At 54.1% G+C, this 23,782-nt stretch carries 27 protein-coding genes and 1 tRNA gene; 11 read left to right on the forward strand and 17 right to left on the reverse strand.

The genetic code is table 11. The annotated features are described in order from the left end of the window. Nucleotides 1–134 precede the first annotated feature (134 nt). The 3 genes from csgC to csgB are packed head-to-tail and all read right to left on the reverse strand — an operon-like array spanning nt 135 to nt 1,480. Nucleotides 135–467, reverse strand: a complete 333-nt coding sequence (gene csgC, locus APU02_RS23255; protein ID WP_060571365.1) for a curli assembly chaperone CsgC — start codon at nt 465–467, stop codon at nt 135–137. Between the two features lie 58 nt (nt 468–525). Next, nucleotides 526–984, reverse strand: a complete 459-nt coding sequence (gene csgA / locus APU02_RS23260; RefSeq protein ID WP_042283817.1) for a curli major subunit CsgA — start codon at nt 982–984, stop codon at nt 526–528. Between the two features lie 40 nt (nt 985–1,024). Further along, nucleotides 1,025–1,480 carry a curli minor subunit CsgB gene (gene csgB, locus APU02_RS23265; protein ID WP_042283819.1) on the reverse strand — a complete coding sequence of 152 codons (456 nt, stop codon included), beginning with the start codon at nt 1,478–1,480 and terminating at the stop codon, nt 1,025–1,027. Between the two features lie 762 nt (nt 1,481–2,242). Between csgB and csgD the strand changes: the two genes are divergently transcribed. From csgD to csgG, 4 genes are read left to right on the forward strand one after another with little or no spacing between them, the layout of a single operon-like run. Continuing rightward, complete coding sequence (gene csgD, locus APU02_RS23270) at nt 2,243–2,893, forward strand: biofilm master transcriptional regulator CsgD (RefSeq protein ID WP_042283821.1); 651 nt, start codon at nt 2,243–2,245, stop codon at nt 2,891–2,893. Between the two features lie 3 nt (nt 2,894–2,896). Further along, nucleotides 2,897–3,286 carry a curli production assembly/transport protein CsgE gene (gene csgE / locus APU02_RS23275; RefSeq protein WP_060571366.1) on the forward strand — a complete coding sequence of 130 codons (390 nt, stop codon included), beginning with the start codon at nt 2,897–2,899 and terminating at the stop codon, nt 3,284–3,286. Between the two features lie 25 nt (nt 3,287–3,311). Further along, the gene (gene csgF / locus APU02_RS23280; RefSeq protein ID WP_060571367.1) at nt 3,312–3,728 is read left to right on the forward strand and encodes a curli production assembly/transport protein CsgF; all 417 of its coding nucleotides are present in this window, start codon (nt 3,312–3,314) and stop codon (nt 3,726–3,728) included. A gap of 25 nt (nt 3,729–3,753) precedes the next feature. Next, nucleotides 3,754–4,587 (forward strand): curli production assembly/transport protein CsgG, encoded by an 834-nt coding sequence (gene csgG, locus APU02_RS23285; protein WP_060571368.1) that lies wholly within the window; start codon nt 3,754–3,756, stop codon nt 4,585–4,587. Nucleotides 4,588–4,633: 46 nt separating this feature from the next. Here csgG and APU02_RS23290 read toward each other — a convergent pair whose 3' ends face one another. The 4 genes from APU02_RS23290 to ghrA all read right to left on the reverse strand — a co-directional run bounded on the left by APU02_RS23290 (nt 4,634) and on the right by ghrA (nt 7,557). Beyond that, entirely contained in the window at nt 4,634–5,116 is a 483-nt protein-coding gene (locus APU02_RS23290; RefSeq protein ID WP_131729058.1) for a DUF1097 domain-containing protein, read from the reverse strand. Nucleotides 5,117–5,216: 100 nt separating this feature from the next. Continuing rightward, nucleotides 5,217–5,771: a molecular chaperone gene (locus APU02_RS23295; protein ID WP_060571369.1), complete on the reverse strand. Its 555-nt coding sequence runs from the start codon at nt 5,769–5,771 to the stop codon at nt 5,217–5,219. A 23-nt stretch (nt 5,772–5,794) separates the two neighbouring features. Then, nucleotides 5,795–6,532 (reverse strand): phosphatase, encoded by a 738-nt coding sequence (locus APU02_RS23300; RefSeq protein ID WP_060571370.1) that lies wholly within the window; start codon nt 6,530–6,532, stop codon nt 5,795–5,797. Nucleotides 6,533–6,618: 86 nt separating this feature from the next. Continuing rightward, the gene (gene ghrA, locus APU02_RS23305) at nt 6,619–7,557 is read right to left on the reverse strand and encodes a glyoxylate/hydroxypyruvate reductase GhrA (RefSeq protein WP_060571371.1); all 939 of its coding nucleotides are present in this window, start codon (nt 7,555–7,557) and stop codon (nt 6,619–6,621) included. A 233-nt stretch (nt 7,558–7,790) separates the two neighbouring features. Between ghrA and APU02_RS23315 the strand changes: the two genes are divergently transcribed. Then, a tRNA-Ser gene (locus APU02_RS23315) sits at nt 7,791–7,878 on the forward strand. Nucleotides 7,879–8,225: 347 nt separating this feature from the next. On the opposite strand, the gene ruvB is transcribed toward APU02_RS23315, so the two are convergent. From ruvB to aspS, 6 genes are all read right to left on the reverse strand, one after another. Continuing rightward, nucleotides 8,226–9,236, reverse strand: a complete 1,011-nt coding sequence (gene ruvB, locus APU02_RS23320; protein ID WP_042283850.1) for a Holliday junction branch migration DNA helicase RuvB — start codon at nt 9,234–9,236, stop codon at nt 8,226–8,228. Between the two features lie 8 nt (nt 9,237–9,244). Then, nucleotides 9,245–9,856 (reverse strand): Holliday junction branch migration protein RuvA, encoded by a 612-nt coding sequence (gene ruvA / locus APU02_RS23325; protein WP_042284736.1) that lies wholly within the window; start codon nt 9,854–9,856, stop codon nt 9,245–9,247. Nucleotides 9,857–9,935: 79 nt separating this feature from the next. Then, nucleotides 9,936–10,457, reverse strand: a complete 522-nt coding sequence (gene ruvC / locus APU02_RS23330) for a crossover junction endodeoxyribonuclease RuvC (protein WP_042283852.1) — start codon at nt 10,455–10,457, stop codon at nt 9,936–9,938. Nucleotides 10,458–10,491: 34 nt separating this feature from the next. Beyond that, entirely contained in the window at nt 10,492–11,235 is a 744-nt protein-coding gene (locus tag APU02_RS26405; protein WP_042283855.1) for a YebC/PmpR family DNA-binding transcriptional regulator, read from the reverse strand. A 27-nt stretch (nt 11,236–11,262) separates the two neighbouring features. Then, a complete protein-coding gene (nudB, locus tag APU02_RS26410; protein ID WP_060571373.1) occupies nt 11,263–11,706 on the reverse strand; it encodes a dihydroneopterin triphosphate diphosphatase in 444 nt (147 codons plus the stop codon). 1 nt (nt 11,707) lies between these two features. Beyond that, nucleotides 11,708–13,480 carry an aspartate--tRNA ligase gene (aspS, locus tag APU02_RS23345; RefSeq protein ID WP_042283861.1) on the reverse strand — a complete coding sequence of 591 codons (1,773 nt, stop codon included), beginning with the start codon at nt 13,478–13,480 and terminating at the stop codon, nt 11,708–11,710. A 242-nt stretch (nt 13,481–13,722) separates the two neighbouring features. Here aspS and APU02_RS23350 point away from each other — a divergent pair, with 242 nt between their 5' ends. From APU02_RS23350 to cmoB, 5 genes are read left to right on the forward strand one after another with little or no spacing between them, the layout of a single operon-like run. Next, entirely contained in the window at nt 13,723–14,289 is a 567-nt protein-coding gene (locus APU02_RS23350; RefSeq protein WP_060571374.1) for a hydrolase, read from the forward strand. Beyond that, nucleotides 14,286–15,104 (forward strand): DUF72 domain-containing protein, encoded by an 819-nt coding sequence (locus APU02_RS23355; RefSeq protein WP_042283866.1) that lies wholly within the window; start codon nt 14,286–14,288, stop codon nt 15,102–15,104. The genes APU02_RS23350 and APU02_RS23355 overlap by 4 nt, the downstream gene beginning before the upstream one ends. Before the next feature lie 49 nt (nt 15,105–15,153). Beyond that, a complete protein-coding gene (locus tag APU02_RS23360; RefSeq protein WP_042283868.1) occupies nt 15,154–15,549 on the forward strand; it encodes an MAPEG family protein in 396 nt (131 codons plus the stop codon). A 40-nt stretch (nt 15,550–15,589) separates the two neighbouring features. Beyond that, the gene (gene cmoA, locus APU02_RS23365) at nt 15,590–16,333 is read left to right on the forward strand and encodes a carboxy-S-adenosyl-L-methionine synthase CmoA (RefSeq protein WP_060571375.1); all 744 of its coding nucleotides are present in this window, start codon (nt 15,590–15,592) and stop codon (nt 16,331–16,333) included. After that, entirely contained in the window at nt 16,330–17,298 is a 969-nt protein-coding gene (cmoB, locus tag APU02_RS23370; RefSeq protein ID WP_060571376.1) for a tRNA 5-methoxyuridine(34)/uridine 5-oxyacetic acid(34) synthase CmoB, read from the forward strand. The genes cmoA and cmoB overlap by 4 nt, the downstream gene beginning before the upstream one ends. Nucleotides 17,299–17,490: 192 nt before the next feature. Here the strand turns inward: cmoB and cutC are convergent, their stop codons facing one another. Next, a complete protein-coding gene (cutC, locus tag APU02_RS23375; protein WP_060571377.1) occupies nt 17,491–18,237 on the reverse strand; it encodes a copper homeostasis protein CutC in 747 nt (248 codons plus the stop codon). 2 nt (nt 18,238–18,239) lie between these two features. Then, on the reverse strand, nt 18,240–18,806 hold the full coding sequence (locus APU02_RS23380) for a VOC family protein (protein WP_060571378.1): 567 nt from the start codon (nt 18,804–18,806) through the stop codon (nt 18,240–18,242). Nucleotides 18,807–19,044: 238 nt separating this feature from the next. Between APU02_RS23380 and argS the strand changes: the two genes are divergently transcribed. Further along, nucleotides 19,045–20,778 carry an arginine--tRNA ligase gene (gene argS / locus APU02_RS23385; protein WP_060571379.1) on the forward strand — a complete coding sequence of 578 codons (1,734 nt, stop codon included), beginning with the start codon at nt 19,045–19,047 and terminating at the stop codon, nt 20,776–20,778. Nucleotides 20,779–20,863: 85 nt separating this feature from the next. Here the strand turns inward: argS and APU02_RS23390 are convergent, their stop codons facing one another. Both APU02_RS23390 and APU02_RS23395 read right to left on the reverse strand, forming a co-directional pair. Continuing rightward, nucleotides 20,864–22,003, reverse strand: a complete 1,140-nt coding sequence (locus APU02_RS23390) for a glycoside hydrolase family 105 protein (RefSeq protein ID WP_060571380.1) — start codon at nt 22,001–22,003, stop codon at nt 20,864–20,866. A gap of 4 nt (nt 22,004–22,007) precedes the next feature. Continuing rightward, nucleotides 22,008–23,591 (reverse strand): MFS transporter, encoded by a 1,584-nt coding sequence (locus APU02_RS23395; RefSeq protein WP_060571381.1) that lies wholly within the window; start codon nt 23,589–23,591, stop codon nt 22,008–22,010. Nucleotides 23,592–23,782 lie beyond the last annotated feature (191 nt).

Below are 23,782 nucleotides of genomic sequence, written 5' to 3' on the forward strand. Positions count from 1 at the left end.
CATTCATCCTTGAGGGTTATGTTTTCCCTTACTGCTGCGATTGCCGGGTACGGGAGTAACGCCATCTGCGTTACTCTATTCATAGTCCAGCAAACTCACCTCCGCCACTCAAAAATGTACAAATAATCAGCAATTTATGACGATGTCGCAGAGGGCGGCCATTGTTGTGATAAATGCAGTGACTGTCCGTCAGAAACAGTAACAACTATTTTAACGGTGTCCTGTGGTGAAATAGTTAAGCTCAGTTTCGTCAAATCAATGGCTTGATTAGCTGGTAAAGAAAGCGTCTTTTTTTGCATTGACTGGCTTCGCCCGGCGAGGCCTTCCCGAAGGGTCAGAATTTGTATCTGGCAGAGACAGGGTTGCGTCAATGTGACCTGCGGAATAATGGTGTACATCTCGCCCTGCTGATGGGTGGAAAAGGTGATCTGGCTGGACAAGGCGGCCAGAAGAAGAACCGTTTGCATAGAGACCTCGCAAAAAAACAGGGCTTACGCCCTGTTTATTGTTCAGCGACTGGCTGAATCAGTATTGGTTGGCCGTCGCGTTGTTGCCAAAGCCAGCCTGTGACACCAGCACGCTGGAATCAGACGCCGTCTGGTTCACCAGCGCAGCGTTCTGCCCACCATACTGGCTGACAGTAATATCCGAGTTTTTGGCGTTCCACTGATCGATGGTCGCGTTGTTACGGAATCCACTCTGGGTCAGATCGATGGTGCTGTTGTCAGCCCCCTGGCCGACGTCGGCGCCGTTAGCAACGCCATTTTGATGAATGGTGGTATCCGATTTACGCGCATCGCTTTGCAGAGCAAGCGCAGCGTTATTCACCCCGGACTGATAGATGCTCAGGGTCGATTCCGGCCCAGAGCTGTTACCGTTGCCGCCGCCGTGATTACCGCCGCCACCCCATTGTGGAACGGAACCCGCCAGCGCACTGCCAGAAACGACGATTGCTGCAAATGCTGCCACTTGTACAAGTTTCATGGTAAACCCCCATCGGATTGATTTAATTGTCGCTCAGGTATTAGCGTTGAGTCACGCGAATAGCCATATGCGACTGTCTTTGCACAACAACTGCTGATTTCTGCGTACCGTATTGCGTAATATTCGCTTTATTACCCGAGCCTTTCTGGATAATCATCGCGCTATTGCCGTATTGATTTTGCGAAATACTGGCATCATTGCCCTGTCCCGTCTGATCGATATAAGCAATGTTATACGCTCCGGACTGTTCCACCTTTGCGCGGTTATTTCCGCCTTCTTGCGAAATAACCGATAATAGTTTAGATCCCTGCTGGCGTATCTTTGCATTGTTCTCCGTACCGACCTGACCAATTATGGCAGCCTGATTAAATGAAGATTTGCTTAATTCATTCACCGCAAAGTTATATTCCGAACCAGCTAAGTCATAACTGGTCGCGGTGGCAATCCCAGGCGCGCCCAGCATTGTTAATATCGCAAATAAGACTGTCTTCTTCATGTTATCACCCTGGACCTGGCGTTATATCAATTCAATAATACCCGCAAGGATTATTGTTAACGCCAGACCTAATTTGTTAACGCCGCGTTACGATGAAGAGTATGTCCGGGGAAACATTTTAAATAACTCACCCACCAGTTGTATTTTGTTATCCTCGCTCACACCAAAGTATGAATTCGCATTGCGTCAGGTGTTTTGCTCCGTAGATTATTTTTTGCTTCATTTCGGCACCCTGAATGGTGCTGGCATTCATCGCTCTGGTGATCCCATTACTGGCGTTGTAAACCGTTAGGCACAGAAAAAGCTGAACAAGTCGTTACAGGCCCGCCGTTTTTCTGTGGTTTACGTTGATCGGCAAGCGCGATCGTCAAATTGGAATTAACGCAGAGAGAAACAATCCGTCATATCCGAGTTCATATCATTAAAAAACAACGGATTAAGCTAATTTGTATGATTTTTTAAATGTGTGCAATTATTTTCCCCTGTACAACTTTCCTCTCAATTCTGAACGTATAATTCAGGAGCAAATCATAAATTAATATATAATTTTACATCTTGTTACACGTTTAACACTTGCTTTAAGATTTGTAATAGCTAGATTGAAATCCAGCAGTCATTCATTGGTATTACTATTTTGTCCCATTCGGGCTGATTCTACTCTTTTTCTACACACAGCAGTGCAACATCTGTCAGTACTTCTGGTGCCTTCAATTTTTATCAGGCAGCTGTCAGATGTGCGACTAATAAAAGTGGGGTTTCATCATGTTTAATGAAGTCCATAGTATTCATAGTCCTACATTATTGTTAATAACCAAACCGTCCCTGCAGGCAACAGCTTTATTGCAACATTTAAAGCAGTCGCTGGCGATAAACGGGAAACTGCATAATATACAGCGTTCTCTGGAAGATATTTCGTCTAACGGTATTGTGTTAGTGGATATGATGGAAGCGGATAAGAAGCTTATTCACTATTGGCAGGATAATTTAAGCAGGAAAAACAACGCGATAAAAACGCTCTTATTAAACACGCCTGACGAATATCCTTTCCGGGATATCGAAAGCTGGCCGCATATTAACGGTGTGTTTTACGTCTCCGACGATCAAGAACGCGTGGTGCACGGTCTGCAGTGTATTCTGCGGGGCGAATGCTATTTTTCGCAGAAACTGGCCAGTTACCTCATTACCCATTCCGGTCATTACCGCTATAACGGTACCGAGTCAACGCTGCTAACGCATCGTGAAAAAGAGATCCTCAACAAGCTGCGAATTGGCGCTTCTAATATCGAAATCGCCCGCTCATTGTTCATCAGTGAAAACACGGTGAAAACGCATCTTTATAATCTTTTCAAAAAGATAGCTGTTAAAAACCGGACTCAGGCGGTGTCGTGGGCAAACGATAACCTCAGGCGCTAGCCCATGAAACGCGCAATAAGCTGGCTGATTATCGCACACCTTTTGCTTGCTAACGCGAACCTACAGGCTGTTGAAGTGGAAGTGCCCGGCCTGATCACGGACCATACCGTTTCGTCTGTCGGGCACGATTTTTATCGCGCATTCAGCGAAAAATGGGAAAGCGAGTATACAGGCAATTTAACCATTAACGAGCGTCCCAGCGCGCGCTGGGGAAGCTGGATCACCATAACGGTTAATCAGGACGTTATTTTTCAGACTTTTTTATTTCCAACGAAAAGAGATTTTGAAAAAACGGTGGTCTTTGCCCTTGCGCAAACGGAAGAAGCGTTAAACCGTCGGCAAATAGATAAAACGCTATTGAGCACCAGCGATTTAACACATGATGAATTCTAAATAACTTTCTTGTCCGGAGGCTGTCATGTCTGTCAAACATGCAGTAGTTGCACTCATGCTTATTTCACCCTTAAGTTGGGCCGGAAATATGACATTTCAATTCCGTAATCCCAATTTTGGTGGAAACCCTAATAACGGTTCTTTTTTACTGAACAGCGCACAGGCGCAGAATTCATACAAAGACCCAAGTTATGATGATGATTTCGGAATAGAAACGCCGTCCGCGCTGGATAATTTCACGCAGGCAATCCAGTCGCAAATTTTAGGTGGCTTACTTACCAATATCAATACCGGTAAGCCCGGAAGAATGGTGACCAACGATTTTATTGTGGATATCGCCAACCGGGATGGACAATTGCAGCTAAACGTCACGGACCGAAAAACAGGCAAAACCTCGACCATCGAAGTGTCAGGTTTACAGTCGCAATCCACCGACTTCTAGGCATTAGCCGCGTAAGGAATTCATCATGCAGCGCTTAATAATTTTGATCGCCGTGACATTGCTCAGCGGGTGTTTAACCGCGCCGCCCAAAGAAGCGACGAAGCCGACATTAATGCCCCGTGCGCAGAGCTATAAGGACTTAACGCATTTACCTGCGCCCACCGGCAAAATTTACGTCTCGGTCTATAACATTCAGGATGAAACCGGTCAGTTTAAACCCTACCCGGCCAGTAACTTTTCAACCGCGGTCCCCCAGAGCGCCACTGCAATGTTGGTAACGGCCTTAAAGGATTCCCGCTGGTTTATCCCGCTTGAGCGCCAGGGGCTGCAGAATCTGCTTAACGAACGCAAGATCATTCGCGCCGCACAGGAAAACGGTACCGTCGCGATCAATAACCGGATCCCGCTTCAGTCGTTAACCGCCGCGAATATTATGGTTGAAGGTTCGATTATCGGCTATGAGAGTAACGTGAAGTCGGGCGGCGCGGGGGCGCGCTATTTTGGTATTGGCGCCGATACGCAGTATCAGCTGGATCAGATTGCCGTGAATCTGCGGGTGGTTAACGTCAGCACCGGCGAGATCCTCTCCTCTGTTAATACCAGCAAGACGATTTTGTCTTATGAAGTCCAGGCGGGCGTATTCCGCTTCATTGACTATCAGCGGTTGCTGGAGGGCGAAATCGGCTATACCTCCAATGAACCGGTGATGCTGTGTCTGATGTCAGCTATAGAGACCGGCGTCATTTTCCTGATAAACGATGGCATCGACCGTGGGCTTTGGGATTTGCAGAACAAAGCAGAGAGGCAAAATGATATTCTGGTGAAATATCGACATATGTCGGTACCGCCAGAGTCATGATGAACATTTCACTGTTGGATGACAGCGCAGCGCCATCAGGCGCTGCTCATTTACTGATGACCGTTTGCACATTCTGCCTTTCGCGGCGCGAAGCCAGCCACAATCCACTGTTTTTCATCGCGAAGCCAAACAGCAGCCCCACCGCCAGCGAGGGCAATACCAGTCGCCAGTCGCCCTGTCCGGCAAACGTGGCGCAAGCGCCAATAAAGGTTCCCGGCACAAACGACAACAGCACCTGCCTCGCCTGGATGCACATCAGAAACGCCACGACGCCAGTCATGACGTAGCCAACGATCTCAAGATGCGGCGTCAGTGCGCTGCCGTGAATAATGACCAACGCCCACACCACCCCGCTTAACAGCGTTGAGGCCGAGATAACGAGGCCTTTCAGTCCGCCCTGCGGGCAGGCAAAATAGGCTGTACAGCCCAAAAAACCGGCCCAGCTCAGTAAACCAAGAGAAACGGCCACCCATCCCCAAATCCCGGAGAGGATGCCCGTCGTAATTGCAATACAGAGAAGTATGTTCATGCCGCGCATCATAGCAGAAAACGACATGATGAATGAGATCGCGCACACAAATCATGCAACAAGATTCGTACGTTACAAAACCAAAGTGATTTAGATCACATTACTCGTCAGACTCTTCCTCTAATTCATCCCACATCGCACCGATAGCGTCACGGGTAAGGGGCGCCATTGTCCGCCAAAACGGGGTAACCGCATGGGCTTCCACTTTCCCCAGAAAAGTGCCGCACCACGGCAGGATGTAATCAGCGAACAAGGTTTCCAGCGCTTCGCTTTCATCTTCCGCTGATTGATCTTCCAGCCATGAGGCCGCAAGCAGCAGAGTTCCAATATGATCGGCGGGCGTATCGGCAAGCGGCATCCCGCGCGCAGACAAAAATGCGCGCACTTCCGCTTCCGTTGCCCCTTCCACCCATGCGCTACGGTATGGCGGCACCGAACACTCCGAGCCGACAAACAGCGCGTTATAATCCGCCGCCAGCTGCGACATGTCGCAACTCTTCTGCAAACGGCTTAACAGTTCGTCCTGCTCAAGCGGCCAGTTAGCCGACAGCTTGCCCTCGCGAATAAGGGTAAAAAGCGGAACCAGCAACGGATCCTGGGGTTGGCGGTAATACAACGATCCCAGCACGCGGCACAGGATAGAAAACTCGTTCATCAAAATCGTCCAGTCAGTGGTGATTAAAGGTCTGCAAACTCTGGGATGGACGCCATTCCTCGGGTCTCAAGGAAATTCAGCAACCGTCTCGGCGTCACGTTTAAAATGCGCTCTTCAGGGAAGCCCACATCATCCAGGATCTTACGGCACTCACCGAAGTCGCCCATGGTAAAAGCGGTATGGGAATCGGACCCCAGCGCAACCCAACCTCCGGCATCGCGTACCGCAGCAGCCACGGCGCGACAGTTGGCTTCGCTGCCCTTCCGGGAGTGCAGGAAGGAGGAGTTGTTAATTTCCAGCGCCACCTGATACTTTGCCGCGGCTTCGGCGATGGCGGTGATATCGACCGGATATTTTGGGTTACCCGGGTGACTAATGATATGCACCACGCCGCTGGCCATGGTGTTGATCATTGCCTGGGTATGCGTGGCTTCATCATGTGGCGCAAAAACCGGCTCATGAAACCCGGCGATGATCAGATCCAGTGAAGTGAGCATGGGGCCGGTGCAGTCAATTTCACCGTCGACATTCTTGATATTCGCTTCAATGCCTCGCAGGATCCCTACCCCATCCACCAGTCGCGGCCAGATACGCATGTTGATAAAATGCCAGTGGTGCGGCGCATCCGCCATATCCGGGCCATGATCGGTGATCGCAAACAGCTTCAGCCCCTGGCGTTTCGCCTGCGCGATATAATCACTGAGGGTACTGTAGGCATGGGTGCTGGCAACGGTATGCATATGCAGGTCAACGGGATACATGTCTCTCTCCTGTAGTCATTTTTCGACAAGGATAGCAGGAATCGCCCACGTTTATTAGCGTTAACCCGGCGCAAGCCGGGCTGGCGTTAATAACCTCGCGTGCGATCGACCTGTCCGCTGACCGTTTCGCCATTTTCGAGTTGCTGAATAGTGCGCGAGATATACGCGACGGCTTCCGCCGGACGTGTCACTGCAGCCACATGCGGCGTCATTGCCACCCGGGGATGCGCCCATAGCGGGCTGTCGGCAGGGAGCGGTTCACGACTGAACACATCGAGCATGGCACCTTTCAATTTTTCGCGGTTCAGCGCGTCTAACAAATCGTCTTCATTGACATGCACGCCCCGCGCGAGGTTAAGTACATAAGCGCCGTCCTGCAATTGATCCAGCAGTTCGCCATTAATAATGCCGACCGTTTCTGCGGTATTGGGCAACAGGTTGATTAACACGCGCGTCTGGCTGAGAAACGCGCCAAGCTCTTCTGTTCCGGCAAAGCTCTCCACGCCTGGCCAGGATTTGCGGCTGCGGCTCCAGCAGCGTAGCGGAAATCCCCAGACCTGCAGGCTTTCGGCGACTTTCGCCCCCAGCACGCCCGCCCCCATGATGCCGACGGTAAATTCCTCGCGGCTGTATTCCGGTAGCGGTTGCCACTGGCGCTGATTTTTTAGCGCCTGGTAATCGTCAAAACGTCGGAACCAGTGCAGCACCTGACTGACCGCATATTCCTGCATTTGCAGGCCCATTCCGGTATCTTCCAGGCGAAATAGCGGGATTGCCGGGTCAAGCATGTTGGGATGGGCTTTGAGTTTGCTGAGTATCGAGTCCACTCCCGCACCGAGTGCAAATACCGCCTTCAGTCTGCGACCTTCAAGCATTTCGACAGGCGGATGCCAGACCAGGGCGTAGTCCGCCGGATCGTTATCGCCCGGTTTCCACGCCCTCACTTTTGCGTTTGGGATAGCGTTTTCCAGTGCGGTGATCCACCAGGGGGTATCAAACGTAGGGTGATAAAAAATGATATCCATACTGACTCCTGCGGGTTGTTGTGCGGCATCGGGCGCACTTATTATCATCGTTTTCAAAAGGATGTTCAGCATAGCAAATTCCCGGACGCTGGCAAAAAAAGCGGTTTCCGCTCAATTAAGCTGCATGTTGGTGGAAGTTTGTGTAAACGCACGGTTTTTGCGAAAAGTTGATTGACGCAGGCGCGGTATTTCCCTAAATTAGCGCCCGTTCCGGTAACGCGGAGCGACAATTTGGTGAGGTGTCCGAGTGGCTGAAGGAGCACGCCTGGAAAGTGTGTATACGGCAACGTATCGGGGGTTCGAATCCCCCCCTCACCGCCATCTTTAAGAAAGAGCCCGTACGAAAGTATGGGCTTTTTTTTTCGCATATTGCACATTCCGGGGGGATGAGAACCCCCGACCGGGGTCGACAACGGGCGCAGCCCGCAGGGCGAGCGAAGCGAGTCAATCCCCCCCTCACCGCCATATTTGAGAAAGAGCCCGTACGAAAGTATGGGCTTTTTTTTCGCATATGCACATTCCGGGGGGATGAGAACCCCCGACCGGGGTCGACAACGGGCGCAGTAAGCTCCCGCCATCTTCAGGAAAAACACCGCACAAAAGCACAGGCTTTATTTCGCCGTTCCAGACCTGATAAGGGTGACGCCATCAGGCGTCACTCAGCAGATTTAAGGCATTTCCGGCGGGGTGATACCAAAATGGTTCCAGGCCCGCACCGTCGCCATTCTTCCGCGTGGCGTACGTTGCAAAAAGCCCTGCTGAATTAAATACGGCTCCAGCACATCTTCAATGGTTTCGCGCTCTTCACCGATTGCCGCCGCCAGGTTATCGAGCCCGACCGGACCGCCAAAGAACTTATCAATCACCGCCAGCAACAGCTTGCGGTCCATATAATCAAACCCTTCCGCATCGACATTCAGCATGTCCAGCGCCTGGGCGGCAATATCCGCTGAAATCGTGCCATCATGCTTCACTTCGGCGAAATCACGGACGCGTCTGAGCAAGCGGTTGGCAATACGCGGCGTACCGCGCGCGCGTCGCGCGACTTCCAGCGCCCCGTCATCGCTCATCTCAAGCCCCATAAAGCGAGCGCTGCGGCCCACAATATGCTGAAGATCGGGCACCTGATAAAACTCTAGGCGCTGGACGATACCAAAGCGGTCGCGCAGCGGCGAAGTCAACGATCCGGCGCGGGTCGTCGCGCCAATTAGCGTAAACGGCGGTAAATCGATTTTAATGGAACGCGCTGCTGGTCCTTCGCCAATCATAATGTCCAGCTGATAGTCTTCCATCGCCGGGTACAGCACCTCTTCCACCACCGGCGACAGTCGATGGATCTCATCGATAAACAGCACGTCATGCGGTTCCAGGTTGGTGAGCATCGCCGCCAGGTCACCGGCTTTCTCCAACACCGGGCCTGATGTGGTACGCAGGTTCACGCCCATTTCATTCGCCACGATATTCGCAAGCGTGGTTTTGCCAAGCCCCGGCGGTCCAAAAATCAGCAGATGGTCAAGCGCGTCGCCGCGCAGTTTCGCCGCCTGGATAAATATCTCCATTTGCGAACGCACCTGCGGTTGACCGATATATTCATCCAGTAATTTCGGGCGAATGGCACGATCGGCCACCTCTTCTGCAATGGTGGCGCCTGCCGAAATCAGGCGATCTGCTTCTATCATCCTTTACCTCATAACGCGGCGCGCAGGGCTTCGCGGATCAGTGTTTCACTGCTGGCGTCCGGGCGAGCGACTTTACTCACCATACGGCTGGCTTCCTGAGGTTTATAGCCCAGCGCCACCAGCGCCGCAACCGCTTCCTGCTCCGCGTCTTCCACCGCCGGGCTGGCCGGAGAGGTCAGCACCAGATCGGCCGCAGGGGTAAACAGATCGCCGTGAAGACCTTTGAAACGGTCCTTCATTTCGACGATCAGGCGTTCGGCGGTTTTTTTGCCAATGCCGGGCAGCTTCACCAGCGCTGCGGGATCTTCACGCTCGACGGCGTTAACGAACTGCTGTGCGGACATCCCGGAGAGAATTGCCAGCGCCAGTTTTGGCCCCACGCCGTTGGTTTTAATCAACTCTTTGAACAGAGTACGCTCTTGCTTGTTGTTGAAACCGTACAGCAGTTGCGCGTCTTCGCGCACCACAAAATGGGTAAAGACCGTCGCTTCTTTTCCGGATTCCGGGAGCTCATAAAAACAGGTCATCGGCATATGCACTTCGTAACCGACGCCGCCCACTTCAAGCAACACCAGCGGGGGTTGTTTTTCCAGAATAATGCCTCTGAGTCTGCCTATCACATTACGCTCCTGCGTTGGGGCCGAAAAATAAAGCTGTATCATAAAAAAAGGCTGGATAGATATCCAGCCTCATTTGTCATTATCGCAAGCGACCTCGCGCAAGATTGAGACGCGACTCGCTCATTTGCATCGCATTCTGACTGACGTGGCAGTGAGTGATGGCAATTGCCAGCGCATCCGCCGCATCGGCCTGTGGATTGGCCGGGAGTTTCAGCAAGGTGCGCACCATATGCTGCACCTGGCTTTTTTCAGCGCTACCGATGCCCACCACGGTCTGCTTCACCTGGCGCGCCGCATACTCAAATACCGGCAGCGCCTGGTTGACCGCTGCGACAATCGCCACGCCGCGCGCCTGCCCCAGCTTGAGCGCGGAGTCCGCATTCTTCGCCATAAACACCTGTTCAATAGCGAAGTAGTCTGGCTGAAACTGGGTGATGATTTCCGTCACGCCCGCGTATATCAGCTTCAGGCGCGACGGAAGGTCGTCCACTTTCGTACGGATGCAGCCGCTACCGAGATAGGTCAGCTGTCTGCCGACCTGGCGAATTACGCCATAGCCGGTCACGCGAGAGCCCGGGTCAATACCCAGTATGATGGACATCACGCGCCTCCGGTGGTAACGGGATTAAGCCACATCATTCTAAGGTAGCTGCAACCTCATCAGAGATTTCACCGTTGTGGTAAACTTCCTGCACGTCGTCACAATCTTCAAGCATGTCGATCAGACGCAGCAGTTTTGGCGCGGTTTCCGCATCCATGTCCGCTTTGGTTGACGGGATCATAGACACTTCCGCGCTGTCCGCTTTCAGACCCGCGGCTTCCAGCGCGTCACGCACTTTACCCATATCTTCCCACGCGGTGTAGACGTCAATCGCGCCGTCGTCGAAGGTCACCACATCTTCCGCACCCGCTTCCAGCGCCGCTTCCATAATGGTGTCTTCATCGCCCTGCTCAAAGGAGATCACGCCTTTTTTGCTGAACAGATAGGCCACGGAACCGTCGGTACCCAGGTTACCGCCGCATTTGCTGAACGCATGACGCACTTCCGCAACAGTACGGTTACGGTTGTCAGACAGGCATTCCACCATGATTGCCGTACCGCCAGGACCGTAACCTTCATAGATGATGGTTTCCATGTTGGCATCATCATCACCGCCCACACCGCGGGCAATCGCGCGGTTCAGGGTGTCACGGGTCATGTTATTGGACAGCGCTTTATCAACCGCTGCGCGCAGACGCGGGTTAGCGTCCGGATCGCCACCGCCCAGTTTGGCAGCCGTCACCAGTTCACGAATGATTTTGGTGAAGATTTTACCGCGCTTAGCATCCTGCGCCGCTTTACGATGTCTGGTGTTGGCCCATTTACTATGACCTGCCATAAATATTTCCTCAAAAAGCATGCCTTTTCAGGCGATGTTAATTACAAATTCTTCAATCGCCTGCCGGTTGCTCCATGACTTGGTGAGCGCCGCCGCCGCGGGCGCATCAAGCCACTGGTAGGTCAGGTGTTCGGTGAACACAATCTGCCGCTCATGCGGCAACGCAAGGCAGAACCAGGATTCTGTATTGCGCGCCACGCCCGGCGCATAGCGATGACGTAAATGTGAAAAAATCTCAAACTCCACCGTGCGCTGACAGTCGATTAAGGTCAGTTGCTCAGCGGCAACGTCAATGGCGACCTCTTCCTTTACTTCACGCACGGCGGCTTGCGACGCGGTTTCACCGTCTTCAAGGCTTCCGGTTACCGACTGCCAGAAATCCGGGTCGTCGCGTCGCTGCAACATCAGCACTTTCCCGGTGTCTTCTGCATAGATTACGACTAACACCGAGACAGGCTGTTTGTATGCCATATCAGTTTTTCTCAGCCTTTTTGACCACGTCGATACCCAGCTCAGCCAGCGCTGCCGGGTTCGCGAAGCTCGGCGCTTCGGTCATCAGACAGGCTGCGGCGGTCGTTTTCGGGAAGGCAATAACGTCACGAATATTATCGGTACCGGTCAGCAGCATGGTCAAACGATCCAGACCAAATGCCAGACCCGCATGTGGCGGCGTGCCGTATTTCAGCGCATCCAGCAGGAAGCCGAACTTCTCACGCTGTTCCTGTTCGTTAATCCCCAGAATGCCAAACACGGTCTGCTGCATTTCGCCGTTATGAATACGTACGGAACCGCCGCCCACTTCGTAACCGTTAATGACCATGTCGTAGGCATTGGCGACCGCATTTTCCGGCGCGGCTTTTAGCTCAGCGGCGGACATGTCTTTCGGCGAGGTGAACGGGTGGTGCATTGCGGTCAGACCGCCTTCACCGTCGTCTTCAAACATCGGGAAGTCGATCACCCACAGCGGCGCCCACTTGCTTTCGTCGGTGAGATTCAGATCTTTACCCAGCTTCAGACGCAGCGCGCCCAGCGCATCGGCCACCACTTTCTTGTTGTCCGCGCCGAAGAAGATCATATCGCCATCCTGGGCGGCGGTGCGCTCGAGGATCGCGTCAACAATTTCCGCGTTGAGGAATTTCGCGACCGGGCTGTTGATGCCTTCAAGTCCCTTCGCGCGCTCATTGACCTTAATGTAGGCCAGACCTTTTGCGCCATAGATCTTGATGAAGTTACCGTAGTCGTCGATCTGCTTACGGCTCAGCGCCGCGCCGCCGGGTACGCGCAGCGCGGCTACGCGCCCTTTCGGATCGTTCGCCGGGCCGGAGAATACCGCGAATTCGACGGACTTCAGCAGATCGGCAACGTCCACCAGCTCCATCGGGTTGCGCAGATCCGGCTTGTCGGAACCGTAACGGCGCTCGGCTTCCGCAAAGGTCATAATGGGGAAATCGCCCAGATCCACGCCTTTCACGTCCAGCCACAGGCTACGTACCAATGCTTCCATCACTTCACGCACCTGTTCGGCGGTCATGAAGGAGGTTTCCACATCGATCTGGGTAAATTCCGGCTGACGGTCAGCGCGCAGGTCTTCGTCGCGGAAGCATTTCACGATCTGGTAATAGCGGTCAAAGCCGGACATCATCAGCAACTGCTTAAACAGCTGCGGCGACTGCGGCAGCGCGTAGAATTTGCCTTTATGCACGCGGGACGGGACCAGGTAGTCGCGCGCGCCTTCCGGCGTGGCTTTGGTCAGCATCGGCGTCTCAATGTCGAGGAAGCCGTGATCGTCCATAAAGCGGCGCACCAGACTGGTGATTTTCGCGCGGGTCTTCAGACGCTGCGCCATTTCCGGACGGCGCAGATCCAGATAACGGTACTTCAGACGCGCTTCTTCTGTGTTGACGTGGTTTGAATCAAGCGGCAGCGATTCTGCGCGGTTGATGATAGTCAGATCGGAGGCCAGCACTTCAATTTCGCCGGTGGCCATCTCGCTGTTGACGTTTTTCTCGTCACGCGCACGCACGGTGCCCGTCACCTGAATGCAGAACTCATTACGCAGTTCAGAGGCCAGCTTTAATGCGTCCGCACGATCCGGGTCGAAAAAGACCTGCACGATGCCTTCACGATCGCGCATATCGATAAAGATCAGGCTGCCAAGATCACGACGACGGTTGACCCAACCACACAGAGTCACCTGCTGCCCCACGTGGGACTGACGGAGCTGTCCGCAATATTCTGTACGCATGAGATATCCCTTAATAAGCCGCAGGCTGTTTTGTCGCAGCTTTAACTGTATGTCACAACTGGATGAAAAAAGGCGGCTATTATACTGGAAATTCCGCCTGACGATAAGTCCGCTACAGACTGTACGCGTGTTTCGTACGCGGGTATTGCGTATTCTCACAAAAAATAACAAAAATTGTCGTCCGTCACACGGGCAATCGCGATTAAGGTGTAACGGAATTTTGAATTTCGACGGGAGTTATCATGCTGCAACTGAACGCAAAAACCACCGCCCTGGTGGTCATTGACCTGCAGGAAGGGATTTTACCCTTCGCTGGCGGCCCGCATTCCGCCACTGACGTCGTGACGCGCGCTGCCCGCCTGGCGGAGGCGTTTCGCGCCAACGGTTCGCCGGTGGTGATGGTTCGCGTTGGCTGGTCCGACGATTATGCCGAAGCGCTTAAACAGCCCGTTGACGCCGTGACGCCCGCGCACCCGCTGCCGGAAAACTGGTGGACGTACCCGCAGGCGCTGGGTAAAGCCGAAAGCGATCTGGAAGTGACCAAACGCCAGTGGGGCGCTTTTTACGGGACCGACCTTGAGCTGCAACTGCGCCGTCGGGGTATCGACACTGTCGTGCTGTGCGGTATCTCCACCAATATCGGCGTAGAATCAACTGCCCGCAACGCCTGGGAACTGGGTTTCAGCCTGATCATCGCCGAAGACGCCTGCAGCGCGGCCAGCGCCGAACAGCATCAGGGCAGCATGACCCACATCTTCCCGCGTATCGCCCGTGTGCGTAGCGTGGACGAGATCGTTCGCGCCTTATGATATACATCGGCCTGCCGCAATGGTCGCACCCCAAGTGGGTGCGTCTGGGGATCAACGGTCTGGAAGAGTATGCCCGCCACTTTAATTGCGTGGAGGGCAATACCACCCTGTACGCGCTTCCCAGGGCGGAGATTGTCGAACGCTGGTACGCGCAAACCACGGATGATTTTCGCTTCTGCTTTAAGTTTCCGGCGACCATTTCGCATCAGGCGGCTCTTCGCCACTGTGATGATCTGGCGCATGCGTTTTTTAGCCGCCTGTCCCCGCTGGAGACGCGCATCGGGCAGTACTGGCTGCAGCTTCCCGCGACCTTTGGCCCGCAGGACCTTCCTGCCCTCTGGTCGTTTCTCGACGCGCTGCCAAAGGGCTTCACTTACGGCGTCGAGGTTCGTCATCCGGAATTTTTCGCCAAAGGCGACGCGGAACAGTTGCTGAACAGCGGTCTGCATCAGCGCGGCGTAAACCGGGTTATTCTCGACAGCCGACCGGTTCACGCGGCGCGCCCGCACACCGAAGCCATACGCGACGCCCAACGCAAGAAGCCGAAAGTGCCGGTTCATGCGCTGGTGACAGCAAACACTCCGATGGTGAGATTCATCGGCAGTGATGATATGGCGCAGAATCAATCGTTTTTCGCCGACTGGCTGACGAAACTGCCACGCTGGGAGCAAACCACCACGCCGTATCTTTTTTTGCACACCCCGGATATCGCGCAGGCGCCGGAGCTGGTCGACACCCTGTGGGAAGATTTGCGTGCGGTGTTGCCAGTGATCGGATCAGCACCTTCCATCCCACAGCAATCTTCTCTTTTCTGAAATTGCCCCCTATCATAAGGGCGTGCCATCTGCCAAAAAGGGACATTGTATGGTAAGCGCGCTATATGCCGTATTAGGTGCGTTGCTGTTAATTAAGTTTTCATTTGATGTCGTCCGTCTGCGAATGCAGTACCGCGTTGCCTATGGCGACGGTGGTTTTAGCGAACTGCAGAGCGCCATTCGTATCCATGGCAATGCGGTAGAATATATTCCGATCGCGATGGTGCTCCTGCTGTTTATGGAAATGAACGGCGCAGAAACGTGGATGGTGCACCTGTGCGGCATCATTCTGCTTGCCGGTCGGCTGATGCATTACTACGGTTTCCATCAGCGGCTGTTCCGCTGGCGTCGGTCAGGCATGAGCGCCACCTGGTGCGCGCTGTTGCTAATGGTGCTGGCGAACCTGTGGTATATGCCATGGGAGTTGGTTTTCTCCCTGCATTAGCGCACAATACGCCCCTTTATTTTTCCCGGATTTTTACGTTATGTCTCACCGCGACACGCTTTTTTCTGCGCCAATCGCCAGTCTGGGCGACTGGACCTTTGATGAACGGGTAGCTGAAGTCTTCCCGGATATGATCCAGCGCTCCGTTCCCGGCTATTCCAATATCATTTCGATGATTGGCATGCTCGCCGAACGTTTTGTGCAGCCTGACACGCAGGTTTACGACCTGGGCTGCTCTCTTGGCGCGGCGACGCTCTCTGTGCGGCGTAATATTCAACATCAAAATTGCAAAATCATCGCCGTCGACAACTCTCCGGCAATGATTGAACGCTGTCGCCGTCATATTGACGCGTATAAAGCGCCGACGCCTGTGGATGTGGTGGAGGGCGACATCCGCAGCATCGCCATCGAAAATGCCTCAATGGTGGTGCTGAATTTTACCCTGCAATTCCTTGCGCCAGTTGAGCGCCAGGCGTTGTTGGATAAGATTTACCAGGGGCTGATGCCGGGCGGCGCGCTGGTGCTGTCGGAAAAATTCAGCTTCGAAGATGCGAAAGTCGGCGAGTTGCTGTTTAACATGCACCATGACTTTAAGCGCGCGAATGGCTACAGCGAGCTGGAGATCAGCCAGAAGCGCAGCATGCTGGAAAACGTGATGCTCACCGACTCGGTCGAAACCCATAAGGCGCGTCTGCGCCAGGCGGGTTTCGAACACAGTGAACTCTGGTTCCAGTGCTTTAACTTTGGTTCCCTGGTGGCGCTGAAAGCTGAGGTTCCGGCATGATCGACTTTGGTAACTTTTATCAACTGATTGCCAAAAACGCGCTTTCCCACTGGCTGGAAACCTTGCCCGCGCAGATTGCCGCCTGGCAGCGCGAACAGCACGGTCTGTATAAGCAATGGGCCAACGCGGTGGCGTTTCTTCCGGCCCTGACGCCTGACCGGCTGGATCTGCTGCACAGCGTTACGGCAGAAAGCGAAACACCGCTTACCCCGGGCCAGCTCAAGCGTATCGATACCCTACTGCGCAACCTGATGCCATGGCGCAAAGGTCCATTCTCTTTGTATGGCGTGAACATTGACACCGAGTGGCGTTCAGACTGGAAATGGGATCGCGTTCTGCCGCACCTGTCCGACCTGACCGGGCGGACTATTCTCGACGTGGGCTGCGGCAGCGGTTATCACATGTGGCGCATGATTGGCGCAGGCGCGCATCTGGCAGTCGGCATTGACCCGACGCAGCTGTTCCTGTGCCAGTTCGAAGCGGTTCGTAAACTGCTGGGCAACGATCAGCGCGCCCACTTGCTGCCGCTCGGTATTGAACAGTTGCCCGCGCTTAACGCCTTCGATACCGTCTTTTCCATGGGCGTGCTGTATCATCGCCGCTCGCCGCTGGAGCATCTCTGGCAGTTAAAAGATCAGCTGGTGAAAGACGGTGAACTGGTGCTGGAAACGCTGGTGGTCGACGGTGACGAGAACACCGTGCTGGTACCGGGCGATCGCTACGCGCAGATGCGCAACGTCTACTTTATTCCGTCTGCGCTGGCGTTGAAAAACTGGTTAGAGAAGTGTGGTTTTGTCGACGTACGCATCGCTGACGTCTGCGTCACCACCACAGAAGAGCAGCGCCGCACCGACTGGATGATCACCGAATCGCTGGAGCAGTTCCTCGACCCAAACGACCACAGCAAAACCGTGGAAGGCTATCCGGCGCCGATGCGTGCGGTGTTGATTGCCACGAAGCCGTAGTATTTTGCCGGGTGGCGTCTACGCCTTACCCGGCCTACTCGTAGCACGTTTTCGCCAAAATAGTTCAGGTTGCAGCAAGGCGGCCAACGCAGCGGCAGCCTGAAATATGCAGGAGAAAAAAAGGCCCCTGTTAATGGCAGGGGCCTGGTACGAGCAAGCATCATATTGGGCGACATGATGCAACGGTAAAAATCATTTGGCCTGATGGCGAGCAATGATTCCTTTCATTTCAGCAACCGCGGCGCCGTCAACCACATAGCGGGAGTATTCGTCCGCCTGCTTATCGGCTGACATTGACAACCCTGGGTTGCGATAACGCATCGGCGAGGGCTGTGTCGTTCCGGCTGAGCTGTGTACTTCCCGTACCCCGGCATCGAGGAAACGCTGCAGATTTGCTGCACGAACCCCTGCTCCGGCCATAATGATTGGAACATCGGCGTGGGCAATAAGTTCCAAAATTATTGATAAACCTTGCGCCGCATCTGATTTTTGTCCCGAAGTCAGCACTCTGGCGACGCCCAGTTCCGCGAGATTGTTAAGTGCTTTTAATGGATTAGCACACATGTCGAAGGCGCGATGAAATGTCACGGCCAGCGGCCCTGCCGCCTGCATAATTTGCTGCATGCGCGGCAAGTCGACGTGGCCGTCCGCATCCAGCACACCGATCACCAGCCCCGGGAATCCCATCTCCCTCACCTGTCGCACGTCTTCAAGCATGGCGGCGAACTCCCCTGCGGAATAACAAAAATCGCCGCCGCGCGGACGGATGATAGGATGAACAGGGATCGTCACCTGTTGGCGAACCGTACTCAGCACGCCCAGCGAAGGCGTTAAGCCCCCTTCTTTCGGCGCGGCGCAAAGCTCAATACGATCCGCGCCGTTTTGCTGCGCGATGCGCGCGCATTCCATGCTGTAACAACAGATCTCAAGTAATGCCATTGTCACTCCTGCTGTTCGCTTGCCACGATCGCTTCAATTGACCACGGGTGGAATTTAACGGTGACGTGACCATCGGTAACCGCCAGAGTCGGATTCGGTAGACGCTCATGCGCGCCTTTCGGCGAACTGGTTTTAACGACAATCCCCGGCTGGCTCAGTCCGTCATCGGCGAGCAGCGCCAACGCACGCGCGTTCAGGGTATCCGGCTCTCCCGGCAAAACGATTTCGATATGCTCCCATCCTTCGTGGGGATAGCGCTTATCGCCCGGCCAGGGCAGCTCAACAACGCTAAATGCCCAGTGCGCGACGCAGACGGGCTCATCCAGTTTAAACAGACAAATCGGTCGGCCATTGATGATATTTTCCGACAACAGTTTGCCGCATTGTTCAAAGCCTCGCCGCCAGCGTTCCGCAGTGGCGTTTTGATGACAACGCAAAGAGATATGGTCGGCATCAAGCGGCGTAATATCCAGACCGAGGCGAGTGGAAAGTTCCGTGAACGCCCGCGTGAATCGCGGGAGGTCGGCGGAAATATCATGCAGTTCGTCGAGGGTTTGCCAGTTCGCCATAATGTCAGCTCTTAACAGGTTTCAAAGCCGCTAATTTACTCTGTTGGTCCGACACAACCAACCGCAGATTGCGGGATTTGCCGAATGCATGGTTATGCACGCTTTTATCGCTTATTTTCTGCACGTTGTTCAGGCCGCGCAGTGCTGACGCAAGGGGCCATTTGCAGTATACTCCCGCCCTTGATTCTTAAACTGCGGCGGTAAATTTCAACCCGCTTCATCAACGTAAGGTATTCAGGTGAATATTCAGGCTCTTCTCTCAGAAAAAGTCAGTCAGGCCATGATTGCCGCAGGCGCGCCTGCGGATTGCGAACCGCAGGTTCGTCAGTCAGCAAAAGTACAGTTCGGCGACTATCAGGCCAACGGCATGATGGCGGTGGCGAAAAAACTGGGCATGGCGCCGCGACAACTGGCCGAGCAGGTGCTGACTCATCTGGATCTCAGCGGTATCGCCAGTAAGGTTGAAATCGCTGGCCCGGGCTTTATTAATATTTTCCTCGACCCCGCGTTTCTCGCTGAAAGCGTGGAGCAAGCGCTGACCTCAGATCGCCTCGGCGTAGCGAAGCCGGAGAAACAGACCGTGGTGGTCGATTACTCCGCGCCAAATGTCGCGAAAGAGATGCATGTCGGCCACCTGCGTTCCACCATCATCGGCGACGCCGCGGTGCGTACCCTTGAGTTTCTTGGTCATCATGTGATTCGTGCGAACCACGTAGGCGACTGGGGCACTCAGTTCGGGATGCTGATCGCTTATCTGGAAAAACAGCAACAGGAAAACGCCGGTGAAATGGCGCTGGCGGACCTCGAAGGTTTTTATCGCGAAGCCAAAAAACACTACGACGAAGATGAAGCCTTTGCCGAGCGCGCGCGCAGCTACGTGGTAAAACTGCAGGGCGGCGACGACTATTTCCTGCAAATGTGGCGCAAGCTGGTCGACATCACCATGTCGCAGAACCAGATCACCTACGATCGCCTGAACGTCACGCTGACCCGCGATGATGTGATGGGTGAAAGCCTGTACAACCCCATGCTGCCGGGCATCGTGGCCGATCTGAAAGCCAAAGGTCTGGCCGTCGAAAGCGAAGGCGCCACCGTGGTATTCCTTGATGAGTATAAAAACAAGGAAGGCGAACCGATGGGGGTTATCATTCAGAAGAAAGATGGCGGTTATTTGTACACCACCACGGATATCGCCTGCGCCAAATACCGTTATGAGACCCTGCATGCTGACCGCGTGCTGTATTACATCGACTCCCGTCAGCATCAGCATCTGATGCAGGCATGGACTATCGTCCGTAAAGCGGGCTACGTTCCGGATTCCGTCCCGCTGGAGCACCACATGTTCGGCATGATGTTGGGTAAAGACGGCAAGCCGTTCAAAACCCGCGCTGGCGGCACCGTCAAGCTGGCCGATCTGTTGGATGAAGCGCTTGAGCGCGCCCGCCGTCTGGTGGCGGAAAAGAACCCGGATATGCCCGCCGACGAGCTGGAAAAACTGGCGAACGCCGTCGGTATCGGTGCGGTGAAATACGCCGATCTGTCGAAAAACCGCACCACCGACTATATCTTTGACTGGGACAACATGCTGGCCTTTGAGGGTAACACTGCGCCGTATATGCAGTATGCCTATACCCGCGTACTGTCGGTGTTCCGTAAATCTGGTCTGGATGAGCGCGCCCTTGCCAGCGCGAGAGTGGTGCTCAGAGAAGATCGCGAAGCGCAGCTGGCCGCGCGTCTGTTGCAGTTTGAAGAGACGCTGACCGTTGTCGCGCGTGAAGGGACGCCACACGTCATGTGCGCGTATCTGTATGATGTCGCAGGTCTGTTCTCCGGTTTCTACGAACATTGCCCGATTCTGAGCGCAGAGAACGACGATGTGCGCAACAGCCGGCTAAAACTGGCGCTGCTGACCGCTAAAACCCTGAAGCTGGGTCTCGATACGCTGGGTATCGAAACCGTAGAGCGGATGTAATTCCTTACGAGAATGACGCTGGCAAAATAAAAGGTTACCAGCAGAATAAACCCGGCTATCGCCGGGTTTTGTTTTTGCTTCTGAATCAGAAATATTTCCGCAGATATTCCGTCAGGCACAGCATCGCCATCGCCTGGCCATACGGCATAGAGGTGAGCGGGATCGCACGATAGAAATCGAGATTGCTGCCCATTCCGGTCCCGAAGGAGGTCTGCAACAACTCCCCTTCCGGCGAGATATTCTGCACAATGCCGCGAATGGCTTTTTCCGCAACCCCGGCATATTCCGCGCCAACATAACGTTTACGTACCGCTTTCAGTATGCCGTAGGCAAAACCCGCGGTCGCAGACGCTTCCAGGTAGGACTGCGGATCGTCCAGCAACGTATGCCACAGTCCGCTTTCGTCCTGGCATTTTGCCAGCGCGGCGATTTGCGCCTTCAGAACCTGCGCCAGATAACGACGCACCGCATTGTTTTCCGGCAGATCGACCAGTTCCAGGAAATCCGGGATCACAATGGTCAACCAGCTGTTGCCGCGCGCCCAGCGGGCGTTGGCAAAGTTATGGTGCCCGTCATAATTCCAGCCGTGGAACCACAGGCCGGTTTCCCTGTCCATCAGGTTTTGCACGTGTAGCAGGAACTGATAGGTTGCCTCTTCGACATATTCCGGCCGGTTGAGCAACTTGCCAATTTTCGCCAGCGGTAACACCGTCATCATCAGCGTATCGTCCCACATCTGCTGGTGGTTCTCTTCCGCCAGCGTGATATGCTGCATTCCGCCATGGTCGGTACGCGGCATTTCATTCATTGCCCATTCCGCCCAGCTGTCCAGCCAGGGCAGGTACGCCGGATTACGCGTCTCCTCATAGCGATACGCCAGCGTTAAGAACGGCGCCATGGTGTTTACGTTCTTGGTGGTGGCGCCTTCCGCAAAGCGGTCGGCGAACCAATTGTCGATAATGTCGCGCATCGACTCATCACCGGTCTGCTGATAATACTGATACATTCCATACAGACCGACGCCGTGCGTCCATTCCCATCCTGCCCACCCTTTTGTGTCAATCACACGTCCGTCATCCAGGCGTAGCAGGAATTGGCCAGTCTCGTCCTTGATGTTGACCAGATTGTTCGTCACCGTCTGAATCAAACCCTTCAGCTCTTCCCGGGAGATAAAACGCTCCGGCTGTCGTAGTAACGCGCTATGTTTGACGGGCCAAACTTTCATATTTCTAACCTCTGTTATAAGTCGAATTCAACGTTGCTGCCCGCTTGAGCGAGGGTGCAGCAGGTTTATTACGATTCAGGTAACCAATATTGTTGTTACCCCAAAGTGATTCATACGGCAGACCCGACAGCATCTCGACGGTGGCGCGCGCCTGCGGCGTGATGTTCTCCGGCATCGCCCGGCCCGACTCACGCATTTTCGCTGTTTCTTCGCGTAGCGTGCTGTGGGTTTGCAAATTCAGTTTGAAACGCAGAGAGACCAGGAAACCGCAGGCCAGCACCAGCAGCGTACCGCAGCTGAGGATTAACAGTATGGTGTGGCTGACCGCCTCCGGCTGGGTGCTTTGCCCGGAAACGAAACCAGACGTCTGCATGACAATCCCCACCAGCATGACCGCTCCAGCCTGCGAGGCTTTGCGCGTCAGGGTCATGATCCCGGCGAAGATCCCTTCACGACGCTGACCGGTAATCACTTCATCCACATCGGCAATGTAGGTGTAGGTGTTCCACGGCACATAGTTAATCCCCCCACGCCCCAGACCAGCAATGGCGGACACCAGCAGCAACAGGGAATAAATATCGCTTAATCCGGCGTAATACAGCAGGGCATACGAGAGTGAGCTAAGACCAAACAGCACCACCACCATCCGGTAAGAAGGTGCAGGTCCGAAGCGGATGCACAGCGGGATCATGCCGATAACCGCGATAAACTGGAAAATCGCCATGGTGCCAAGCAGGTTTGACGCCATCGACGCTTCCTGCATCAGGACGAACACCACGTAATAGGTAAAGACCGCGTTGAAAACATCCTGCGCGATGTAGCCGCCCAGATACATGCCGAGATGCTGGCGGAAAATTTTAATCCGCAACGTAGAGCTCAGCTCAACAAACAGGCGGCGCATGCTCTGGCTGAACGTCAGGCTCTTTTTCTCTTCTTCCGCGCGTAGCGCTGCTTCCGTCCATTCCTCGCGTGGACGCTCCCAGGTGAAGAACCAGACGAACGTCAGCATCAGGGCGCACAGCACCGAGAACACCAGGCTGGCGTAGAAAAAGGAGATGGGGTTGTCTTTGCCAAACGCGGTCAACAGGATACCCGGCAGGAAGGAAGCGAGGATCGCGGACATCTGCGCCATAGAAATACGCGCGCCGGAAAATTTGGTTTTCTGTTTGAAATCATCGGTCATTTCCGGCACCAGCGTTTCATATGGCACCAGGATCATGGTGTAGACGATATCGAAAACCAGGTAGGTCAGCAGGTAGTACCAGAACCCCATATCCCCCACCCACATTAATGAGTAGCTAAAGACACATGGGATCCCCAGCAAAATAAAGAACTTACGGCGGCCAAAGCGTTTACCCAGCCAGGTTGAGCCGAAGTTGTCCGTCAGAAAGCCCATCAGTGGGCTGACGACTGCGTCCAGCACCCTCGCCGCCGCAAAGATAAACGTCGCCTCTATGGGCGAAAGACCGCAAAACGTCGTATAAAAATACAGTAACCAGGCGGCTGTGAGCGCCGTGGTGCCTGCACCTAAAAAATCGCCTGAACCGTAGGCTAAATAATTCGCCAATCCAATTTTACGTGTTTTCATTGCCGTTAACCCTGCAATCAGTTGGGGGACTCCGACCTGTGGCTACGCCAGAGGGAGTACTTACACGGCTACAGTAAAAGCTTACCAGGCGGGATACCTTTTCGTTTTTGCCACCTGTCCTGGCGAAATGGCAAAAACGCAAAGAGACCGGCAACGCGTGTCACCGATTTATAAAACAGCGTTTCTTTTGA

This window comes from Citrobacter sp. 50677481, assembly GCF_001463265.1.
In the GTDB taxonomy this organism is placed as follows: Bacteria; Pseudomonadota; Gammaproteobacteria; order Enterobacterales; family Enterobacteriaceae; genus Citrobacter_A; species Citrobacter_A sedlakii.

Bases quoted from the DNA above. Each gene is read 5' to 3' on its own strand.
- csgF (WP_060571367.1), top strand. From the start codon at position 3,312: ATGTCTGTCAAACATGCAGTAGTTGCACTCATGCTTATTTCACCCTTA.
- ruvC (WP_042283852.1), bottom strand. From the start codon at position 10,457: ATGTCCATCATACTGGGTATTGACCCGGGCTCTCGCGTGACCGGCTAT.
- APU02_RS26405 (WP_042283855.1), bottom strand. From the start codon at position 11,235: ATGGCAGGTCATAGTAAATGGGCCAACACCAGACATCGTAAAGCGGCG.
- cmoB (WP_060571376.1), top strand. From the start codon at position 16,330: ATGATCGACTTTGGTAACTTTTATCAACTGATTGCCAAAAACGCGCTT.
- csgB (WP_042283819.1), bottom strand. From the start codon at position 1,480: ATGAAGAAGACAGTCTTATTTGCGATATTAACAATGCTGGGCGCGCCT.
- APU02_RS23300 (WP_060571370.1), bottom strand. From the start codon at position 6,532: ATGTATCCCGTTGACCTGCATATGCATACCGTTGCCAGCACCCATGCC.
- cutC (WP_060571377.1), bottom strand. From the start codon at position 18,237: ATGGCATTACTTGAGATCTGTTGTTACAGCATGGAATGCGCGCGCATC.
- csgA (WP_042283817.1), bottom strand. From the start codon at position 984: ATGAAACTTGTACAAGTGGCAGCATTTGCAGCAATCGTCGTTTCTGGC.
- APU02_RS23295 (WP_060571369.1), bottom strand. From the start codon at position 5,771: ATGAACGAGTTTTCTATCCTGTGCCGCGTGCTGGGATCGTTGTATTAC.
- aspS (WP_042283861.1), bottom strand. From the start codon at position 13,480: ATGCGTACAGAATATTGCGGACAGCTCCGTCAGTCCCACGTGGGGCAG.
- APU02_RS23395 (WP_060571381.1), bottom strand. From the start codon at position 23,591: ATGAAAACACGTAAAATTGGATTGGCGAATTATTTAGCCTACGGTTCA.
- cmoA (WP_060571375.1), top strand. From the start codon at position 15,590: ATGTCTCACCGCGACACGCTTTTTTCTGCGCCAATCGCCAGTCTGGGC.
- APU02_RS23355 (WP_042283866.1), top strand. From the start codon at position 14,286: ATGATATACATCGGCCTGCCGCAATGGTCGCACCCCAAGTGGGTGCGT.
- csgC (WP_060571365.1), bottom strand. From the start codon at position 467: ATGCAAACGGTTCTTCTTCTGGCCGCCTTGTCCAGCCAGATCACCTTT.
- APU02_RS23380 (WP_060571378.1), bottom strand. From the start codon at position 18,806: ATGGCGAACTGGCAAACCCTCGACGAACTGCATGATATTTCCGCCGAC.
- csgD (WP_042283821.1), top strand. From the start codon at position 2,243: ATGTTTAATGAAGTCCATAGTATTCATAGTCCTACATTATTGTTAATA.
- ghrA (WP_060571371.1), bottom strand. From the start codon at position 7,557: ATGGATATCATTTTTTATCACCCTACGTTTGATACCCCCTGGTGGATC.
- csgG (WP_060571368.1), top strand. From the start codon at position 3,754: ATGCAGCGCTTAATAATTTTGATCGCCGTGACATTGCTCAGCGGGTGT.
- APU02_RS23290 (WP_131729058.1), bottom strand. From the start codon at position 5,116: ATGAACATACTTCTCTGTATTGCAATTACGACGGGCATCCTCTCCGGG.
- ruvB (WP_042283850.1), bottom strand. From the start codon at position 9,236: ATGATAGAAGCAGATCGCCTGATTTCGGCAGGCGCCACCATTGCAGAA.
- nudB (WP_060571373.1), bottom strand. From the start codon at position 11,706: ATGGCATACAAACAGCCTGTCTCGGTGTTAGTCGTAATCTATGCAGAA.
- csgE (WP_060571366.1), top strand. From the start codon at position 2,897: ATGAAACGCGCAATAAGCTGGCTGATTATCGCACACCTTTTGCTTGCT.
- APU02_RS23360 (WP_042283868.1), top strand. From the start codon at position 15,154: ATGGTAAGCGCGCTATATGCCGTATTAGGTGCGTTGCTGTTAATTAAG.
- APU02_RS23350 (WP_060571374.1), top strand. From the start codon at position 13,723: ATGCTGCAACTGAACGCAAAAACCACCGCCCTGGTGGTCATTGACCTG.
- APU02_RS23390 (WP_060571380.1), bottom strand. From the start codon at position 22,003: ATGAAAGTTTGGCCCGTCAAACATAGCGCGTTACTACGACAGCCGGAG.